Origin of the sequence: Leptospira perolatii (assembly GCF_002811875.1) — a bacterium.
GTDB lineage: Bacteria > Spirochaetota > Leptospiria > Leptospirales > Leptospiraceae > Leptospira_B > Leptospira_B perolatii.
On record NZ_NPDZ01000001.1, the window covers coordinates 485,569 to 504,918 of the forward strand.

Below are 19,350 nucleotides of genomic sequence, written 5' to 3' on the forward strand. Positions count from 1 at the left end.
ACAAAATATCCGTATCCATTGGAGGATTGTTTTCCGAATATGAACTTGAGTCGTAGACTTCGCAGACCCCAAGTTTTTTCGAGATCCGATTTTGAAATTAGAGAATCCTTGATTCCTGGAATAGGAATGGGCCTTTTTGCAAAAGAGGATGTCTTTAAGGGTGATACGGTCGGTTTTTATACGGGAAGAATCTTAGACGATAAATCAGCGAATTCATCCAAATACTGTGAATCGAAATACCTTCTTTGGATTTGTAAGGACCATTGGATCTATGGAGAAGGTAAAGAAGCCAACTATACTCGTTATATCAATCATAGCACCAAGCCTAATATCAAACTCGTAGTATCTACTCGCTGGAAAACCGCTCGATTCGAAGTAATACGTAGGATCAGAGCAGGAGAAGAGCTCTTCTTTGACTATGGAGACGAGTACTGGATCAATGTAGATATCGATCCAGTAGAAAGGTCCAACGCGATTCGTAAAACGATTTCGAATTAAGATAGATTCGCAAACGAAAATTTATACTATAATCTGCATTTCCGGGGAATTTTCCGGTAAGTCCGCTTCTACTGGAACACTTCCTTGCGAGCCATTCTGAGTCGCATACTTGAAGAAATAGGCAAAACCCTGGATAAGTTGCGCGATCGCTGGGATTGTTTTGAGAGAAATGCCAATATCTCCGTGGGACAAGAGCGGTGTGACCAGAAGTTTTGATTTTCCTTTCGGTAAGTTTTGAGAAAGGCGTAAGGCCTCAACAGAAGGAACTACATTGTCCTCCAAACCGTGCACGATGGAAACTGGAAAAGAAATTTGTTCTAATTTATCCTTTACCTGCAAATCCTTCAGAAATGATTGAAAGGCGCCTGCATTTTTTAAAATGGAAGACCATATACTGAGTCTATACTCTTCGTTCGTTCTCAAGTCTTCAAAGATCTTTCTGTTTTCCGGATGAATCTTTTTAAGTATTTCTGGAAGTCCTTGGGATTCTCTCCCGAAGCTTCCGTCCAAAATACAAGCGTAGATTGCAGATTCGATTTCTTTCGAATCTTTTACAACGAACTTCAAGAAGTTATAAAGTAAGATCATTCGACCATACTCGTCTCCATTCTTTGTGGTCATGAGATAATTTAATGTAGAGTCCAGATCGCAATAAGCTCCGATCGCCAAAAAGGAAGCTAATCTTCTACTTGTGGAAGGGTCTGATGCCGCTATCAACCCCATACTTCCGGAAAAAGAAGGAGCGATATAAGAGACTTTTCCTTGGGGGCAAAGCTTTGGGTCGTTAGAGACTTTTAAGATCAATCCACGAATTCGATCGATTGTAGCAGTTTCGATTCTGAATTGTGTGACCTCCTCCAGAAATGGAGAAATAACTGTAAAACCGACAGAACAAGCAGCCTTACATACGCTCGCAAATCTTGGATCCTTATTTCCGAGATAAGCCAATCCATTGACCGCAAGAATGGTTCCAGCCGAATTACCTTCCGGTGTATATAAAATTGCTGGGATGCTTTGATTATCAAAGTTGATGACTATTTCTGATTCTTTGACCGAAGGAGGAGTAAAGGACTGACAGTAATACGAAAACTTTGCGGCTTTCCACAGATAGCTCATTGTTATAAAAGACAGCATTAGGGTTAAGAGAACATTACGGAAGGATGACGATTTAAGATCGGAACTTCTTTTCCGCTTCTCATTTGGATTTTTGGTTTTCCCGAAATTGTATCGCACTTAACACGATTTTTTGCACCCTTCCGTTTTTCCTAGACTTTTATGCAGTATCATAGATTTCCGATTCAAAGGTTCCGGCCGCAAGAGACAACGAACCAGGAAATCCTTTCTCAGAATTTGATTTGTGAACTACTTTTGCATTTGAGTAGAAACGAAAATCATTCTTTGTGGTTTCGCATGATCTATTCACTCGGGCTATTCATCAAAGAGCTCATAGAATTAAAAGTGGGGGACATCAATTGGGAAAATTACGAAATTCGAATTAGGGGAGAAGGAACTTCCCGAGATTTAATGATTCCTGAATATTTGAGGAGGGATTTATGGTTTCGTTGCCAAAAAAGAAAACCCGAAGATCCGCTATTCGAAGGAAGGTCTGGTAAATTGCATCCTCGTACTGTCCAAAAAATGTTTGTGAAATTACAGGAACGCTCCGGAATCAGAGTCAATAATTTACTGTTAAGAAAGTCTTCCATCGTACATATGATGGAGGTCGGATGGGACCAGTCTAGTATTCTAGCTCAGGTCGGTTTTACAACGAAGCGCGCTCTGAGAAAATATGGTAAATGCACTCAGTCCCAAAATCCCAGAAAACAGTATCCTTTGGAGGAATTTCTGCGAAAGGCGGCCTGACGAATCGACCTAAAACCCCAAAAATTTGTTGTAAAACGCTATTTCCTCCCTATCTTAGTCTTCGGCGAGATTTCTGCCTTTGCTTTTATTTCCAATTCTAATTAGGTTGGAAAGTTTTTGCAGTTGATTTCGCCTCGTAAACCGGTGTTGGGAGTCATGCTTGGAAATTAAAACCAAAAAAATCGGTAAACACACTCTTGTGCAGTTGGATGGCAGGCTGGACATTACCCATTCCGATGAAGTAGAAGCCAAATTATTGGATGATGTTCAATCGGGGCAGGGAGATATCGTTATCAATCTGCAGAATATTTCCTACATATCCTCTTCAGGTATTCGGATTTTTGTAGGTATGGTGCGGGAGCTAGAAAAACAAGGACGTAAATTGAAACTTTGCTGCATTACACCAAATGTGAAGAAAGTTTTCGATGTAGTTGAATTATTGGATCTCTTTGAGGTCTATGAAACTGAATCTGAAGCAGTAACGACTCTCAAATAATAAAAGGGGACCAAGGTTGCGTTCCGAACCGAATAGGCCCCAAAAATTCTTTTCCTTTTTATTTCTTTATCCGAATCAATTAGGTTTGGCGGCCTTAGTTTTGCTATCCGTCCTCTATCTATTGGCGTTCTACCAATCTGGGATGGAGTTCCCACCGATCTGGCCGGATGAAGTTCTCTTTTATTCTCCGTCTCTTGACTTTGCGGAGCATGGAACTCTCAGAACTCAAGTTTTAGAAGGATTGATCCGTGGAATGGATCAAAAGACTCTTTGGATGCCTCCACTATTTTTCATTCTGAATGGATGGTGGATAAAGATTTTCGGTTTTGAAATCGAGAGCCTGCGCTTGTTTGCAAGTGTTACTACTCTTGCTTCCGTATGGATGTTCTGGGTCTTTTTGCAATCTTTAGGTTTTTCTGTTAGAGCTAGATTCGGTGCATGCTTATTACTTTCTACTGACTTGCTTTTTTTGAGAGTGGGTTGGACAGCAAGAATGGAAGCTCTCTGTCTTTTCTTTTCTATCCTGTCTTTGTATATACTATCCAGAAATTCTGGAATTGCAAACCAGACAAAATCAAACCTCACATACTGGGAAGGCGGTCTGGCAGGGCTAAGTCTTGGAATTTCCTTTTTGGCTCATCCGTTTGCGGCTGTGTTTGGAATTCCTTCTCTGTTTCTCATTCATAAAAGGAAAGGCTGGAAAATATGGACCTATTGGTTCGGAGGTTTGATACCGATTGTCGCCTGGGGAGTTTTGATCTACCCGGATTGGGAATTGTTCATCTACCAGTTCGGTTTGCAATTTGGCAGAAAAACCGAACTGTTTAAAACGTTTTCTCCGATCACCAAAATCAAAGTCCTGTTAGGAGGATACGAGACTCCCGGAATTAGGCTTTTATTTTATTTAGGTCTCGCGCTCGGAGTCTGGGTGATCCGAAAAGAATTTTTTGAGAAGTCGGAGCTCGCAAAGTTTTTTCTTATTTGGGTATTTTCGATTCTAGGATTTCTACTCTTATCCACGGAATATTATTATGTAATGTATCTTTGCTTACCGATTTCAGCAATCGGTGGATTCTTTTTTGAACGAATTCGGAGCAGAAGAGTTCAGTATTTTGCTGCTATATTAATATTTTGTAATATATTTATTTTGTTTTATGCGTATAGAAAGATAGGATTTGCGAATTCAAATTTTGACTTAAAGAAGAATTTTACGGAAGCTATGATTCCAAAGTTGAAGGGATCCCAAAAGATTTACCTTCAGGCGATCCCGGATCCGTATTTTACATTGTCCAAAGAATTGCCGGGTACAAAAATTCTAGAATTTATCCCAGGAGAACTTCCGATCCCTCCCTCTGATTTTCTTGCTACACTCGAGACCGTGGACGCGTTTGTTATTTCGGTCGGCCAAAAAAGAAACGAATATGTGGATCGGTTTTTACAGGAAAATCATGCAAAGTTTAGAATCGTTTCGGTTTCCGTAGAACCTTCAGGTGCCAGAAAGCTTGTAAAAGCAGAAGCCCAGATTTATTTGAAGAAGTAGAAATGAGAAAGCGCTCTTTCATTCCGATTTGGGTTCTATCGGTCCAGCTGTTTTCGATTTTCCATTGTTATTCAGAAACGGATGAAAATACCGTATCGGATATTTTGTCTTTATCCCACCAAATTCCAGTTTCTATTATCGGGGACTCTCTCTGCGAAAGATCCGATGCCTTCAATCTGAAGGAAGGATTAGGCGCGGATTTTCTGGTCTACAACACATGCGTAAGTGGAAGGACCGTACTAGATTGGATTCCGGATTTGCAAACTGCATTGGCTCCAAATCCCAAGTTGGTCATTATAGAGCTCGGCACAAACGATGTTTCCGGATATCCGACTTCCGAATTCCCAGGAAATTACCAAAGGTTGCTTTCCGAACTTAAACAAAGATCTAATGCGATTCCTCTGATAACTATTTTGCCTCCAACAAGTGCGGGTCCAGGTGGCTACAGAACTAAAATATTAGAAATTAATGTTTTTCTAAAAAGTCTAGCTTCGATTTACATAACCGCTGATATGGAAACTGCATTTCTTTCCGCGGAAACCCAGGTTCCGTTGTATCCTTCGTTAGACCCGATTCATCCGAACCAATCGGGTTATTTGATTATGCGAAACGCTTATGTAAGCGCTATCTCGAAATTGATCGGTATCTATCTTTAAGACTTTTCAATTTTTTCTTTTTCTTTTTCGAGGATCTTTTTCAAAAGCTCGCGGCTTGCTTCTTGTCTTAATAAGGCATTTGCGAACCGTCTGTGCTCTAATTCGGTTTCCGGCTTCAATTTAGGTATTTCGCAAGGTTTCTTATTCTCGTCTAGGGCAACAAAGGTAAGGTAGGCGGTAGTCGCTCTTACGACGGTCCCGGTGTAAGGGTTCTCTTTTGAAGCTTGCACTCCGACTTCCATGGAAGATCTGCCGACGTAGTTGACCGAAGCCCGCAGGACCACATGGTCTCCGATATGAATCGGCTGTAAAAAGTTCAGTCTGTCGACACTCGCAGTGACTGCTTCTTTACCGCAATGTCTTTGAGCTACCATGACCGCGATCAAATCGATCCATGACATCAACACCCCTCCAAAAAGAGTGCCGTAGTGATTTACGTGATCCGGCATAACGATATGCCTTGTTTCCACAGCAGATTCTTTGGGGGTTTTTAGATTTTCGGGCATGAAATTTGTTTTTATTTTTTAGGTAAATTGCAGCCTAAAACAAAATCATTAAATACTTGAGCAATATATAATTTGCCTGCGTAAGTCAAAGCGGTGCTTCCAGCAGAAATTTCTTCGCCAGTATCTGCATAAATCTCATTAAACGAATCATCTGGATTAATTACAAAGACTTGAGTTGGCGAAGGATAATTCGGATCTCTCATTTGCCTCAAGAATTTCCAAGTCGATTTATGAGTGACTACAATTACTTTCCCGTCCTCATCTTCGATCAAATTATCCGTGCCGGAGTCCAAAGAGATTAATTTAGGTTCTCCTAATGTTAGCTTTCCCGATTCTCTGAGGATGGGAAATTTGTACACGCCTCGATCCGTAAATCCGGAACGATATAGAAATTCACTTCCATCGGATCGTTTTACTGATAGAATTCCGTTTCCATAATTTAGCTCGTTGCCTAAACTCGACCAAGTCTTTCCGTCAAAATACGCAATAGGTCCTCGATCGATATTGAATGCATCGTCGAACAAATACCTCATTACTCCTCCGGAACCGTGATCATTGGAAACGAAAATCTCATCTTCGGCCCTGACAAACAAGTCGTTCGGGCTAGTCAGAAGAGGATCCTTGAGTGTTCGTATGTGTTTCCAGACTCCGGTCTTGGATTTTGCACTTGGTACTTCCGTTCTCTCAAAAACTTCGATCGCGTGTTCTTTGAACATGATCGGGTGAGAGATTACAAACAGCCTGTATTTTCCGTTTTTATTAAGTAGGCTGATTCCATGAGGTCGAAAGGATTTCGGATAATTTGTTTCGATTCTAATCGGTTGCGGATTCGGGGATTTTAGGTCGATTACGAATAAAAATCCATCTTGGTCGGGGGTCCTTCTTTCATGGGAAGAGACATATAAAATTCCGGCAGATCTATCTATGTCAAGGTCCTCAGGGCCCGGCATTCCGGGAAATTTGCTACATTGGCTTAAAGAGATTTTTTTTACCTCCCCGGCGCAGGAGGCCAGAAACAGAAGCAGAAATAAGCAAATTCGAACGATAACTCTTGAAGCCATGGGGCACAGGATTTCCGATCTTCTTTATCCCTGGCAATCAGATTCATTCCATATTGCCGGAATTTTCTGCTTGCTTTTATTGTGCGCTGCATAAAAATGGAAGAAAAAGGGGCGTGTTCGTATGGACAACCAAAAGCTAAACGATATCATCAACGCGGGAATCGGTGCTGTCCAAACATCCAAGGAAATTTTCGATAAACTATTAGAGGATCTAAATCACGGAAAGGAAAAGGTGGAGCAGCGTTTCGACGAATTGCGCGCGCAGGGCGAAAAGGATCTGAGCGAGAATGCTCTTAAAGTTAAGGTCCCACTTGCTTGGGGTTTGGTGAAGTTTGAAGAAATCCGTGACAACCTTCTGAAGCAGTTTTTAAAAAAATAAAGTCCATCTTCCTTTTTGGAGCGATGGGAGGAGTCCCCACCCTTCCTGGGCGGGGGCCGGTGCAGTGGAAGTACACCCAGTCGCCATCTATCATAAGCTTTCTTTTCTTGCAAGTTCTTTAAAGTCGGGAAATAGTGTAGGAGCTCCTACAGGCTAAATCGAAAGTATATAAAGTATTCTTAATATACTTTATAGTTCGGTATGAAATTCTTGGAAAGTTCTTCAATTATATGTTCCAGCGAACTTGAAAAAACGGTCCATTACCTTTTCGATAGAATTCTTAAATCCTTTTTCATCTTCATAGTTTTCATTTCCAATTTCTCGGTTTGGGGAGAAGGTACGATTCAGCAGTTTGTTATCGGAAAAAGCGAACTGCTGATTTATTCCAGATTTTCACCAAAGCAGGAGCAGACTCCGGGAATGGAATATTTTGGAAACCGGGAATATCGAACGGAAAAATTCTCTCCGGCTTCAACATTCAAATCTTACCTAGCGCTTTCTTTGTTAGAAAACGAAGTCGTCTCTCTCTCGCAAAAACTCGCTTGTTCCGATCCGCATATTGTAGGTTCTCCTAGAATGCTCAATTTGAGGGAGGCTCTATTCTATTCTTCTAATGATTACTTTTTGCAAACGTTTAGAAAATTAGGAAAATCGAAATTAGAAAAAACTTTATCTCGAATAGGATACGGAGAAATGCCAGGTGAACCTACACCGGATAAAACTGGTAAATTGCCAGCAAATTGGTGGAGAGGAACGGAAGCATTGAAGCATGGGGGTTCGCTTCGCCTTAGACCAGGCGAAATCCATTCAATTTGGGTTGCCAGTTTTTGGACCAGTCCTAACAGAAAAAGTAAGATGGATAAGAACCTTTTGGAAACTTGGATGCAAAGTTTATTTTGGTCGGAGTGTTCCGAGAAAGGGATTCTTGTTTATGGTAAATCCGGTTCATGGGAAAAAAGCTTTTGGTTTCAAGGTCTTCTTGTCGATTCGGATTTGCATCAATTTACTGCGATTACGTTTTTAAATCGAAGTAGCCAAGCGAATCGAAGTCAAACGATCCAAAAATTTTATGATTTGATCGAATGTCCTATGCCGAAGTTGGAATAGGAATCATTAAAAAGAATCCGGTTGGATTTTTCGGGAGATGCAAGACTCGGAGTGACTGGATTCGAACCAGCGACCACCACCCCCCCAGAGTGGTGCGCTACCACTGCGCTACACCCCGATTCTCTACTTTGCATGTTCTTCCGGATTTAGGCATCCTGTAAACATTAATTTCCGACATAGCTTCGGAGCAAGTTCGCAAAACAATTTGGCTCTAGTTGCAAAGAAAATCTGGAGAAACAAACCAGATGATCTGACCATCGTGCATCTTTTCCCTTGGAACGTTGATTGCGAGCGCGGACCCTGGAGTAAACAAGAAGGACTTTCCGACTCCTGAGATTCCCAAAAGTCTCTCCGCAAAAATGCTTACATCAGGACTATGTCCTACAATCAGAATCGCGTCTGAGTTGGAGTATTCTTTTAGTCTTGGAAGTATTCCGCCGTAATTTTCTCCAGGTGCAAGATCTAAAGTCGATTCAGTCTCTAACTCTGGCTTTAAAATTCTAGAATAAATTTCAGCAGTTTTCATAGTCCTCAAAAAGGGGCTATGGAAGATTTTCTTAATATGGAATCCGGTTTGTAAAAACGTGGCCATCTTTTCCGCGTCTTCTTTCCCCTTTTGTGTTAATTCTCTGGAGGAATCTTTTCCATCATCGGAGGCGGGTTCAGCTTCTCCGTGGCGAGCAATGATGATCTTCATAAGATAAGTTCTGAGTTTCTTAGTTGTGCTTTCTGTTTTTCAGAAAAAGATAGTCGGCCTGCGGAGCAAACCTTCCGCAAGCACAAGGTCTAAAGCAGTGTCTCAATTTGCAATTGAAATCGAAGGGATAACTAAAAATTATCCGGGTGTTCGCGCTTTAAAAAATGTTCACCTTCAAGTCCCAAAAGGCAGCGTCTTCGGATTACTCGGACCGAATGGCGCCGGAAAGACGACCTTAGTTCGAATCCTACTTGGGTTTTCATTTCCCTCAGAAGGAACTTGCCATGTTCTCGGAAAGGTTCCGTCAGTTTCTCTTCGATCTAGGATTGGTTTTCTTCCTGAACGCATGGCGATTCCTACTTTTTTAACGGGCAGAGAATTTCTCGAGTATAGCCTTAGACTTGCCTTTGTTCCGAAGCTTGAATCTATATCGAAAGCAAAGGAACTCCTACAGAGTGTGGGTTTAGAAAGTGCAGGTGATAGACGCGTTTCTACGTATTCGAAAGGTATGTTGCAAAGATTGGGGTTGGCGAATGCACTTGGTGCTGAGCCTGAATTGCTTTTGCTGGATGAACCAGGAACCGGATTGGACCCAGTTGGTTATAAGGAATTTCGCGAAACGATTCTGAGAGAAAATCAAAAACGAGGTGTGACGATTTTGTTAAACTCACATCGACTTGCAGAAGTAGAACAAATCTGTACGGATATTGCAATCTTACACAAAGGACATCTAAAGGCTCAAGGAAAACTGAATGATCTCAAACAGGGAAAGGACAGACTTCGAATTCGTCTCGGAGCAGAGCAGGAAGAAGTTGCACTTTTGTTAAGAGAAATCGCGATCGAATGGAAACAGGACGGAAAAGAATGGGAAATAAAACCGAAGCCGGACGTAGATCTTCGAACTCTGCCGTCGCGTCTCGTGGACCGCGGCGCTGATTTGATGCTTTATGAAAGAAGTACTGAGTCTCTCGAAGAACTGTTCATTCGTTTGACGACTAACGAAGCTATACATGCTGAATCGAGAGAGGTTTGATAGAATGACTTTGAAACCACGAGACACTTCTATTTTGTCTTTTCTTCGAGCTCAAATTGTGCAAATTCCGGTAATCGCGAGCTTAACCTATCGACAAGTTTTTCGACGTAAATCTCTCTTCTTTTTGTTTTCACTGCTCGGTTTCTTTTTGTTAGGCGAATGGATTTGTACTTCGGAAATCGGGGGAGAAGTTCAACAAGGTGTATCCATGTGGGTGTACGTACTCCTTTCTTCACTTTGGATCACGGCATTTATCATAATGATGGCTTCGGACTTGCTCAGAGAAGATTGGGATTCTCAAGCACAAACCCTATGGTTAAGCCGACCTCTAGGTTTGGGAACCTATCTCGCGGGTAAAGCGATCGCGCTATTAAGTATTATTGCAATATTTCTGATTTCAGTTTTTGTGATTCAAGTCGGTTCGGCTTTCTCGAGGGAGAATTCGATTCCGTGGGAATTCATTATGTACCAAAGTATAATGTTTTTTCCCTATTTGTTTCTGCTTCTTTTATCATTTCAGATTACTTTGAAAATCAATCAGACGTTCTCGGTTTTAGCCAGTTTTATCTTAATTATAGCGACTGCGATTATAGACTATATTGTCTATTCTGGAACTTTAGCAGAATCTAAGTTGATAAGCGAAGCTAACAAACTCGTAATCTTATCCGCTTACTGGATATTGCCTCAGCTGGGGTCGGTTTTTTACCACTCAAACAGATTATTAGAGGGGACTGTCAATGATCCCTCGTCCTACGGAATTTTTGCCATTTTACAGGTAGGCCTTTGGATTTTAATTCTAAAAATCCTACTCTTGTGGACAAATCGTCGAATGGAAATATAATCGAATGCCCAGTTACCCCCCTAAGGAATATTTGAAATTCTTGAATTTGGTTTTCTCGAATTACTCCGGCTTGACAAAACTTGCCGAAGAATAGGATAGAGGTGGCCTTCCGAAAAAATGAATATTGATTGGTACCACTTTGAAAAGGAAGGATACTATATCAGCGTTCGAAACGTGAACGAACGTATTGAGCGACTCAATCCGTTATATATTCGAATTAACACACTTAATAAAAACGTCGATAAGCTACTAACTGTTCTTCTAGATCGATATCTCGTGTATTTGGACGCGATATCTTTGAAAGAATGCGTTTTTTCGATTCTTAGGGAAAGCGTAATGAATGCAGTGAAGGCAAATTCTAAACGGGTATTTTTTCTAGAAAACGGACTGAATATTCTGAATCCAGCGGATTATGCAAAAGGGATGACTACCTTTAAGCAGGAAATGATTCGGGACAAGGATCGATACGCGCAGCTTTTGGAAAAAAAGAATTTTCATTGTCTTATCACCTTGGCCTTCAATCGAAACAGTTTTTTAATGAAGGTATCAAATAATGCTCCGATTTTGCCGGAAGAATTCAGAAGGGTAGAAAATAGAATCGGTAAGTCCAAAAAATACAATGACCTCGGCGAGGTTTTTGCAGATCACGCCGACGATTCCGAGGGCGCCGGATTAGGCTTGGCGATGTCCTTGCTGATGCTTAAGAACGAAGGTATAGAAGGAAATTGTTATCAAATCAAGGGTGAAGGCGGAATTACTTCTGCATATATTAAGATTCCATTAGATTTCAAACATAGAAACGTTTCGTTTCAACGAACTGTCGAAATTATTGCCGAGATAGATAAGCTTCCAACTTTTCCTGAAAATCTGAATCAGCTGATGAGTGTTATCAATAAACCCGATTCCTCTATGAGTCACATAACTGATTTAGTCGGGCGCGATGTGTCCCTTTCTACGAATATATTAAAATTAGCTAATTCAGCTTCTTTTTCCATGGGTAGAAAAGTAGAAACACTAGAGGATGCTATCAAGAGAATTGGACTCTCCGAATTGAATAATATCCTTTTGAGCCTAGGGACTAAGAAAATTCTAGAAGATAGATACAAGGAATTCGAGAATATCTGGGAAAGATCGAGCTTGTCGGCATTCATCTGCAGACGTCTTGGAGAAAGGATGGGATGGAAAAAGACTTTCATTACCAATTTGGTATGTGCCGCCTTACTCCATGATATTGGCCTAGTCCTGCTCTTAACTCTCGAACCGGATACTGTTCATCGTCTAACAGACATTACCGGAAAGAATCTACTTCCGTCTCCTTTAGGTTTGGAAGAAGCCGCTCTTGGAATTACCCATACTTCATTGGGAAGTATGATCTGCGAAAAATGGAATTTTTCGGATACGATCCGGGTTGCCGCGGAATATCATCACAGACCTCTGATGGCGAAAAGGGAATCCAAGGATATCGTGTATTCAGTCTATCTTTCAGACTGGATGATCGACTGTCACGATGGTAAAGCGGATTCTGCGGCGATTCATTGGGAGGTCCTACAATATTTCGGATTCAAGAAAGATGATGATTGGAGGGAATTCGGAGAGGCGGTAATTAAAGAGTATGGCACTTTCACCAATCAAGTATAGATCGTAAATTACAGGGGAAAGTCTTCCTCGCGTTCTCAAAACGTACTGCAAAATTTTCTTTACAAAGCATAGAATAGATTCCAGCATTTACTCAGATCCGCATATGATTGCCTAATCGCCATTCACCAATTTCACTTTGGTGCCTCTCCTCGAGAGGCGAGATCCTAATTTCCACTGAAAGGAAAAAGGATCTGTTATCAATTCGCTCTAGGAAATAGAGCATGGCGACTTTCAGATGGGGCTTGGTTGCTTGATACGCCAGGAATGCGCGAGGTGCAACTCTGGTCCGATGGTTCCGGATTAGAGACAAGCTTTCCGGAGATAACCGAAGCGGCTGAGCGATACAAGTTTAAGGACTGCACTCACAATTCTGAATTAGGACGTGCGGTGCAGGCCGCAATCTCGAACGGAAAAATTGCCTTGGACAGATTTAGAAGCTACACAAAACTAAAAGCGGAGTTATTGCGGTCTCAAATGTCTGTGGAAGAAGCTGTTGAAAAAGCAGAGGGCAAAAGAAAGATATTCTTGAAAATTTCAAAAGTTTTCCGCCAAGGCGTAGAACTCTTCTGGGAGCAATTCTTCTGGTCGTTTGTCCGTAGATATTTTAGATATTTCTAATGCTTTTAACATTCTCTCTCTAAGGGTTTGTTCTGATAGGTCGAACGGAAGTCGAGTCGGATAAAAGGATTTGATCGGTGCTTCCTTTATAGAAGAACCGATCTTTTTTCTTTTCCCCCAAAAAAGTACCCTACACAATAATTCGAGGGCTTTAAAGCGATCAGAGTTTTGAAATCTGGAATTTGCGCGGAATTCCAAAATTGCAGAATCTACATTTGGCGGCGGATAAAATGCTCCTGCCTTGACTGTCTTTTTTAGTTTGAAGGTTCCGTATGCTCCGGCATAAATTCCCAACGAAGAAATTTCCTTGGTCATCCTTTGCGCAAATTCCTTTTGCACTAAAAATACTGCTCCCAGTAATCCGGTAAAATTTTCCAGACACAATAGTATAAGTTCGGAAGTAATATAGTAGGGAAGATTTCCAAAAACGTAACATTTTTCGGGAAATTCATGTGCAATGGATTCTCTTACGTCTCCAGGAATAATTTCTGCTTCCGGAAGGAACTCCTTCAACCAGTTGCAATAGACAGGGTCGATCTCGTATAACTGTACTTTTTTTCCAGTCTGCACTAATTTGTGGGAAAGTGCCCCAAGCCCTGGACCGATCTCGATCAATAGTTCGGATTCTTGCACCAGTGTTGAATCTGCGCTATCGAAGATCGCTTGGATCGAATTTGGATCGATCAGAAAATTCTGCCCCCATTTTTTCAGAGGAGCCGAAGATCTGCTCTCTAGAAATTCTCGGATCTTGGACGGCTTATAAAATGGGTACTCCGGGAATTTCATTGCTTCCAATAAATCTCCAACCTGGCCCGATTCCAAGCTGTTTTCTATTTTGGTTCCATCGGTAAATGTCCGCGGTTTGTTTGTACCGAGGCAATAGTAAGATAAGTCCTTCCTGATCTCTTGTTTCTCGGACCAGACTTGCTACACGATCCTTGCCTAATCGAAATCGAATGAGTCTTTTGGGGCCGGATGGATTCGGAAGGTAAAACCAGCTCCTTCTTTCTGTCTTTTGCATATTCCAATCCGAATATGAGTCCGAATTTTCAAAATCTTTGCCGGCATAAAAAATAGAAACGTTAGATCGACCTTTTATACAAGAGGCGATCCACTTAAAACAAGATTCATCTTCGAGATATATTTCACGGATCGGAAAGGTTCTCTCTTCGTTTTTGGAATAGGCAAGATTACCACAGACAAATTCACGCTTTCTTACGAATGTGGAATAGTACAAACGATTGCTATACTTGCATTTGCCCGCGATTTCTAGTGTACCTTGGTTTCGGATTACAAAAGAAAATCTGTCCCCGAAGAAAAGTGGAGGTGGAGGGGTCCACTTGGAACTGAAGTAAAGGGAAAGATATAAAATGAGCGCAAAGCCAGACGCGAATAATGAACGGAAAAATTTTCTAAGCGCCGAATTCTTTCTTCTGGCCGCCGCTTGAGATAGTGAATCTTCTCCAGAAGATGTTTCTAAATATAAATTTAAAGACCCTTGTTCTGCATGAAGCTTCACACTTCTGTCTTTAGAAAGTAAGACTTTCGTATAACAAAGAAACAGTATAAGCGAACTGAATAAGGCCAAAGAAAGAATCTTTGCTTCTCTAAAATAGCTGCAAAGAATTCCGAGCTCGCTGTCCGACCAAAATCTAGTAATTTCTACGAGTAAAAAAAGTAGAAGCTTAGCGCTCCACCAGGCTAGTTCACAGAAATACGGGATTCCCATCGATTGAAGCAGGATAGCAAGATATAAAATCGGTAAAAGTACTCCACAAAGAGGTACTAAGAGTAAATTCAGGAATAAGGAGCCGAAACTGTAAGAACCGAAATACCACACCAGAGCCGGAAAGGTTCCGAGACCTGCTGACATCGAGATCAATAAATTCTCTCTCATGAATCGAAGCACAGTTGTTTTCCATGAATTTTCTCGATTCGAAAAAGGAATTAAGACTGCAAAGCAATTCCTTAGTAAGAAAATTCCGATTACTGCACCGAAAGAAAGTAAAAACGAGACTCCGAAAGATCGGACAGGATCCCAGAGATAGAGTATAAATGCTGTAAAGAGTAGCAAGTCGGAGATTCTTAGTTTTCTGAAAACGAGAGATTGCAGCAGAAGAAGTGAGGAAAAGACCCAAGCTCTACAAAGCGACATCGGAAACCCCAGGCAAGCCAGAAAAGCGAATCCAAATCCTACAGGAAATATTATAGGAAAATAATATCCTAATTTTGGAAATTTCTTTAAGCAGAAAAAAATTGACCCGAGCAATATTCCGAGATGCAATCCGGAGGCTGCAAATAAATGAAGAATCCCACCTTCTTGTGCAGCGCGTTTAAAATCCGGATCTAACCCTTTTGAGTCGCCTAACACAAGGCCAAGAGAAATATCTCTATCGATTCCGCTTATATCTGCTTCGTCTAACAAATGATTTACGAATTGGCCGGATTTTTGCTTAAGAATCTCGGAATCCTTTAGAAACGGGGCTTCATGGCGTCGAGCTTGGGAAAGATCTTGCGCTAAAAAGAATAGAATTCCGATACAGACCGTACTCAGTTTCTTGCGAGAGTCATTTCGAGGTGAATTTTGTATTAGGAGGTAGGCCAATCCTAAGCAGGCGGCGCTACACCAGAAAATTAGCAAGTTCGGAAGGATCAGGTCTAGAGACAAACAGGAAAAATAGCCGATCGCAAAATAAGAAACTAAGGAGATTGGAATCCAGTCTCTGAATTGTTTTTCGATTTCCGAAATCATTAAGCGGACGGTTCTCTGGAATTTTTACTTGCTTAAGATAAAAATAAAGTATTTGTAAAATAATGATAAAACGTATATTCGCAGTACTTTCCATTATACTTTTGATTGTCCTAATTTGGATCGGCTATCAGCTGAATTACCATCCTAGCCTAGACGCATACAAGGATCATTTCATACCGATTGAGGAAAAGCCTGAAAAGGAATCAGCGGACCTGAAAGTCACGTTCCTGGGAGTTTCCACTTTACTAGTTGATGACGGCCAGACCGCATTTATGACGGACGGATTCTTTACTCGACCAGGGCTATTGCAATTGAATAGTATCTCACCGAATAAAGATTTAATTGTGCAAAGTCTAGGAAAATTGGGAGTCAAGTCTCTCGCCGCAGTCATTCCGGTTCATTCTCATTACGATCACGCTCTTGACTCTGCAGTGGTAGCAGAACTGACGAATGCAGATTTGGTCGGATCCGAATCAACTCGCAATATCGGTCTAGGATTCGGACTTCCGGAGAATCGTATTAAGGTTGTAACTAACGAAAGTAAACTTCAGTACGGAAAATTCAAAATCACTATATTAAAATCCTCTCATATTCCAGGTGGCCGCTACCTTGGGGAAATCACCTCTCCCATTACGAATCCTACGAAGGCGAGCGAATATAAAATGGGGGATTGTTATTCTGTCTTAGTCGAGCACGGCAATCGGTCGATTTTGATCCAAGGAAGCGCTGGATTCATTCCGGGAGCATTGAAAGGACACAAGGCGGATGTGGTCTACTTAGGAGTAAGCGGTTTAGGAAAATTTGATGAATCATACCTTCAAGAATACTGGAAGGAAACAATGGAAACCGTTGGTGCGAAACGCGCGATCTTGGTTCATTGGGACGACTTCTTTGAACCCTTGGATGGGGAACTAGTTTTATTACCTCCATTCTTGGATAATTTCGATAACTCGATCAAGTTCTTATTGGCCAAAGGAAAAGCTAGCGATGTCGATATTAGAATTCCGATTGTTTGGAAACCCGCGGATCCTTTTACAGGTTTGAAGTTTTAGAAATATAAGTTTAGTTCAAAAAGTATTGAATGCGGATTGAAATCTGCGTTTTTATGATTTGGAATTTGGTATCCGACTGACAGAGCGAGATCTTTAGTGAATTCGTAACTTAGTCCACATACCGTTACACCAAGTGCGTTAGCCCCGGAAATAGAATCGCACAGGAGACTGTAATGGAAGAGTAATGCTATGTCGAATCCACTCAGAATCCCATAATAATTCAGTTTATGCGGTTCCGGTAATCCTCTTAGTTTTCTTCGATTTGCTCCAAGAAAAGCTGGATTTCCATAGTAACCGCCAAAATAAACTATGCCCCGGACTTTCTTCAGATCTTGGGCAACTAGAAAATAATCATATGTTGCAAATTTAATATCTCGGTCGTTTGGGTAAACCGCACCTCCGCTCTTAGTGCCAAATCCAATATTCAGATCCTCGGAGATTTGAATTTTTTTTTGATAAGCAAAAGTTAATGTGGGACTTACGTGGGGATATGGAGATAAACAATCCAATGTAAAACAAAAGGAGGAAGAATTCTGTCTTGGAATCCAAAAAACATTATAAAGATTTAATCCCATCTCTTGATGATTCCCTATACCGTGCATGTAGGTGGTATCAAACTGTATGTTGTTCGGATAAGGAATAATTTGCTCTTGAAAGTAGTGTCTGCCTTCGGGTGTGATTTTGATTGCGGAGACGTTAAACAAATCCTGCTGGGCCAACAAGTTATTCGGAGAAGAGTAAAAGACTCCGAGGACAAAAAAGAAAACGAAAAAGGATTTTTGGCGAAAAATAGCAAATCGAAGAACCATATTAGCCTAGGGTCCTCTTGTCAGACGTCCTGTATAAACAGACGAATCGGATTGAATCAGTACTCTAGAATGTGGATCTGGATGGAGTTTTCTTTTCCATTTGCTTGAAATTTATCGAGTTTTCTGAAGCCGGCTGAGAGAGGAGGAATGTCCTCCTCTCCTTTGACTTTACTCGGCGCTTACTTCGATGCGCGCAATTTTCGATTTTGGCAAGACGATCTCTGAACCATCGTCTAAGAGCACCTTATAAATATTGCCTTCTTGAGTCGCATATCCGGCTATTTTAGTACTGTCTTTGCGATAGAAAGTAAGATAGGGGTACTTGCTCCATTGCGCGATCTTCTGATTTTTCAGAAGCAAATTCATTTCAGCCTCCGAATAGCGAAAGTCTGAGGATTGAGCAGATAATGTTTTTTGCATATTATCTGATATGGTTTTCAATCTTTGCATGTCTCTTTCAGAGATTGTTTGGATTTCGATTGGGTCTTCGGACTCAAAACCTGTTTTTTGTCCGATAGAAGTGAAATGTCCCGAATTGAGCAGAATCGGTGTCTGATTGTTACTTTGTGCAAGATCCTCCTGGGTAAGGGAAACTTTACCTTCAAGAAGTTGAATTTTTTCACTTTCCCCATCTGAAGATAAAACGACGGTAGTCCCGAGAAGCTCTCCTTGAAGTTTTCCTGTTTTTGCAAAAATTCGGATTGAAGCCTCCCTCTCACTAGTAGAGAGAAATACGGTGCCTTGGACGACTTCAATATGAATCTCATCTTTTTCCATTCGGATACTTAGAGCAGTATTCGGGAACTGCCTCAAAAATAGTTTCGAGTTTGCGATCAATAGGTTATCGCAAAAAGTATCTTTGGAATCAATTTGCAAATATCCGTCGGCTAGCTTGGGTAAACATGTATCAAGCCCAATCGTTTTTTGCACGGAGATTTGAGTGTCTCTCAGATTTGTATTTTTCCACCGATAGATCGAAAATACGATCATTAAAGTAGCGGCTGCCGCTAAAATCGGAAACATTAAAGTTTTGTAATTAACCTTAGGTCCACTTTTAGTTTGTGCCTCAAGTAGGTTTCTTGTTAAATTTGTATCTAGAGATTTTAGCTCAACCTTTAGAGAAAGCAAAGAGAAATACCTTTTTCTAAACTCCTGGTTTGCAAGAAGTTCGGATAGTTCCTTTGGTTCGATTTTTCCAAAAAGCGCTCGTTCCATATTTTTGTCGTCCTTGTCCGAGGTATTCATAAAAGTCCTCCTTTGAGCGCTTCTTCATTCAAGCCGTCCCGCTTTAACTGCATTTTTAGTATCGTTAACGCAGAAATTGTTTTTCGGCTAACAGTTCTTACGGATACACCGATGGTCTTCCCGACTTCTTCGGCAGTGCATTCTTTAAAAAATCTTAATATAACGATGGACTTTTCTGGCTCGGGAAGTTCCTTGATTCTTTTTACAAGTATTTCTTGCACCCATTTTTGGTCTCTTTTTTGTTCTTCTGAATCAGTAGAAAGCCAACCGCTCGAATCTAAGTTCTGAATAGACTGTAATGCTGAATATTTATTGTTCTTCCGAAAGAGATCGATGCAAACATTTCTAGCGATCGAAAAGACCCAGGCCGCTTCCGATCCCTTTGTTGGGTCATAGGTATGATAATTTTTGAGTATCTTAACAAAAATTTCCTGCGCGCACTCTTCTGCTTCTTCATATTCTGCGCCCCATTTTCTGAGAGTAAAGAATACCTTCTTATGGTATTTTCCGAACATTTCATCGAAGTTGAATGAATAAGCATTTAAGTTCATACGTTAGT

The 19,350-nt window shown here is 41.1% G+C and carries 20 protein-coding genes and 1 tRNA gene; 11 read left to right on the top strand and 10 right to left on the bottom strand.

All coding sequences use genetic code 11. The annotated features are described in order from the left end of the window. The first annotated feature begins 39 nt into the window (after positions 1-39). Positions 40-498, top strand: a complete 459-nt coding sequence (locus CH373_RS02260) for an SET domain-containing protein-lysine N-methyltransferase (RefSeq protein ID WP_100712298.1) — start codon at positions 40-42, stop codon at positions 496-498. A gap of 21 nt (positions 499-519) precedes the next feature. Here the strand turns inward: CH373_RS02260 and CH373_RS02265 are convergent, their stop codons facing one another. Beyond that, entirely contained in the window at positions 520-1,614 is a 1,095-nt protein-coding gene (locus CH373_RS02265) for an alpha/beta hydrolase (protein WP_100712578.1), read from the bottom strand. A 159-nt stretch (positions 1,615-1,773) separates the two neighbouring features. Between CH373_RS02265 and CH373_RS02270 the strand changes: the two genes are divergently transcribed. The 4 genes from CH373_RS02270 to CH373_RS02285 all read left to right on the top strand — a co-directional run bounded on the left by CH373_RS02270 (position 1,774) and on the right by CH373_RS02285 (position 5,053). Next, positions 1,774-2,361 carry a site-specific integrase gene (locus tag CH373_RS02270; RefSeq protein ID WP_100712300.1) on the top strand — a complete coding sequence of 196 codons (588 nt, stop codon included), beginning with the start codon at positions 1,774-1,776 and terminating at the stop codon, positions 2,359-2,361. A gap of 160 nt (positions 2,362-2,521) precedes the next feature. Then, on the top strand, positions 2,522-2,857 hold the full coding sequence (locus CH373_RS02275) for an STAS domain-containing protein (RefSeq protein ID WP_100712301.1): 336 nt from the start codon (positions 2,522-2,524) through the stop codon (positions 2,855-2,857). A 142-nt stretch (positions 2,858-2,999) separates the two neighbouring features. Then, positions 3,000-4,397, top strand: coding sequence for an ArnT family glycosyltransferase (locus CH373_RS02280; RefSeq protein WP_100712579.1), 1,398 nt, complete (start codon positions 3,000-3,002; stop codon positions 4,395-4,397). Positions 4,398-4,399: 2 nt separating this feature from the next. Beyond that, the gene (locus CH373_RS02285) at positions 4,400-5,053 is read left to right on the top strand and encodes an SGNH/GDSL hydrolase family protein (RefSeq protein ID WP_100712303.1); all 654 of its coding nucleotides are present in this window, start codon (positions 4,400-4,402) and stop codon (positions 5,051-5,053) included. Here CH373_RS02285 and CH373_RS02290 read toward each other — a convergent pair. Together CH373_RS02290 and CH373_RS02295 are read right to left on the bottom strand one after the other, a co-directional pair. Next, positions 5,050-5,559 carry an acyl-CoA thioesterase gene (locus tag CH373_RS02290; protein ID WP_100712305.1) on the bottom strand — a complete coding sequence of 170 codons (510 nt, stop codon included), beginning with the start codon at positions 5,557-5,559 and terminating at the stop codon, positions 5,050-5,052. The two genes, CH373_RS02285 and CH373_RS02290, sit on opposite strands and share 4 nt — an antisense overlap. Before the next feature lie 11 nt (positions 5,560-5,570). Then, positions 5,571-6,620 (bottom strand): SMP-30/gluconolactonase/LRE family protein, encoded by a 1,050-nt coding sequence (locus CH373_RS02295; RefSeq protein ID WP_100712307.1) that lies wholly within the window; start codon positions 6,618-6,620, stop codon positions 5,571-5,573. A gap of 121 nt (positions 6,621-6,741) precedes the next feature. Between CH373_RS02295 and CH373_RS02300 the strand changes: the two genes are divergently transcribed. Together CH373_RS02300 and CH373_RS02305 are read left to right on the top strand one after the other, a co-directional pair. Next, entirely contained in the window at positions 6,742-6,999 is a 258-nt protein-coding gene (locus tag CH373_RS02300) for an LIMLP_16025 family protein (protein ID WP_100712308.1), read from the top strand. Between the two features lie 210 nt (positions 7,000-7,209). Beyond that, entirely contained in the window at positions 7,210-8,106 is an 897-nt protein-coding gene (locus tag CH373_RS02305) for a penicillin-binding transpeptidase domain-containing protein (RefSeq protein ID WP_165778762.1), read from the top strand. Positions 8,107-8,152: 46 nt separating this feature from the next. Here CH373_RS02305 and CH373_RS02310 read toward each other — a convergent pair. Both CH373_RS02310 and sixA read right to left on the bottom strand, forming a co-directional pair. Further along, positions 8,153-8,224 (bottom strand) — tRNA-Pro (locus tag CH373_RS02310). A gap of 93 nt (positions 8,225-8,317) precedes the next feature. Next, positions 8,318-8,803, bottom strand: a complete 486-nt coding sequence (gene sixA / locus CH373_RS02315; RefSeq protein WP_100712311.1) for a phosphohistidine phosphatase SixA — start codon at positions 8,801-8,803, stop codon at positions 8,318-8,320. 97 nt (positions 8,804-8,900) lie between these two features. Here sixA and CH373_RS02320 point away from each other — a divergent pair, with 97 nt between their 5' ends. From CH373_RS02320 to CH373_RS02330, 3 genes are all read left to right on the top strand, one after another. Further along, a complete protein-coding gene (locus tag CH373_RS02320; protein WP_100712580.1) occupies positions 8,901-9,836 on the top strand; it encodes an ABC transporter ATP-binding protein in 936 nt (311 codons plus the stop codon). Positions 9,837-9,840: 4 nt separating this feature from the next. Continuing rightward, on the top strand, positions 9,841-10,677 hold the full coding sequence (locus tag CH373_RS02325; RefSeq protein WP_100712581.1) for an ABC transporter permease: 837 nt from the start codon (positions 9,841-9,843) through the stop codon (positions 10,675-10,677). Between the two features lie 117 nt (positions 10,678-10,794). Further along, positions 10,795-12,315, top strand: a complete 1,521-nt coding sequence (locus tag CH373_RS02330; protein WP_100712313.1) for an HDOD domain-containing protein — start codon at positions 10,795-10,797, stop codon at positions 12,313-12,315. Between the two features lie 534 nt (positions 12,316-12,849). Here CH373_RS02330 and rsmA read toward each other — a convergent pair. Further along, the gene (rsmA, locus tag CH373_RS02340; RefSeq protein ID WP_165778763.1) at positions 12,850-13,719 is read right to left on the bottom strand and encodes a 16S rRNA (adenine(1518)-N(6)/adenine(1519)-N(6))-dimethyltransferase RsmA; all 870 of its coding nucleotides are present in this window, start codon (positions 13,717-13,719) and stop codon (positions 12,850-12,852) included. Then, on the bottom strand, positions 13,691-15,685 hold the full coding sequence (locus CH373_RS02345) for a ComEC/Rec2 family competence protein (RefSeq protein ID WP_100712316.1): 1,995 nt from the start codon (positions 15,683-15,685) through the stop codon (positions 13,691-13,693). Before CH373_RS02345 ends, rsmA begins: the two co-directional genes overlap by 29 nt. Positions 15,686-15,747: 62 nt before the next feature. On the opposite strand from CH373_RS02345, the gene CH373_RS02350 reads away from it, so the two are divergent. Next, positions 15,748-16,737, top strand: a complete 990-nt coding sequence (locus tag CH373_RS02350) for an MBL fold metallo-hydrolase (RefSeq protein ID WP_100712317.1) — start codon at positions 15,748-15,750, stop codon at positions 16,735-16,737. On the opposite strand, the gene CH373_RS02355 is transcribed toward CH373_RS02350, so the two are convergent. From CH373_RS02355 to CH373_RS02365, 3 genes are all read right to left on the bottom strand, one after another. Beyond that, positions 16,734-17,546 (bottom strand): hypothetical protein, encoded by an 813-nt coding sequence (locus CH373_RS02355; RefSeq protein ID WP_100712319.1) that lies wholly within the window; start codon positions 17,544-17,546, stop codon positions 16,734-16,736. The genes CH373_RS02350 and CH373_RS02355 overlap by 4 nt on opposite strands. A gap of 168 nt (positions 17,547-17,714) precedes the next feature. Beyond that, a complete protein-coding gene (rsx, locus tag CH373_RS02360; RefSeq protein ID WP_100712320.1) occupies positions 17,715-18,791 on the bottom strand; it encodes an LIMLP_03685 family anti-sigma factor in 1,077 nt (358 codons plus the stop codon). After that, entirely contained in the window at positions 18,788-19,342 is a 555-nt protein-coding gene (locus tag CH373_RS02365) for an RNA polymerase sigma factor (RefSeq protein WP_100712321.1), read from the bottom strand. The genes rsx and CH373_RS02365 overlap by 4 nt, the downstream gene beginning before the upstream one ends. Between the last annotated feature and the right edge of the window lie 8 nt (positions 19,343-19,350).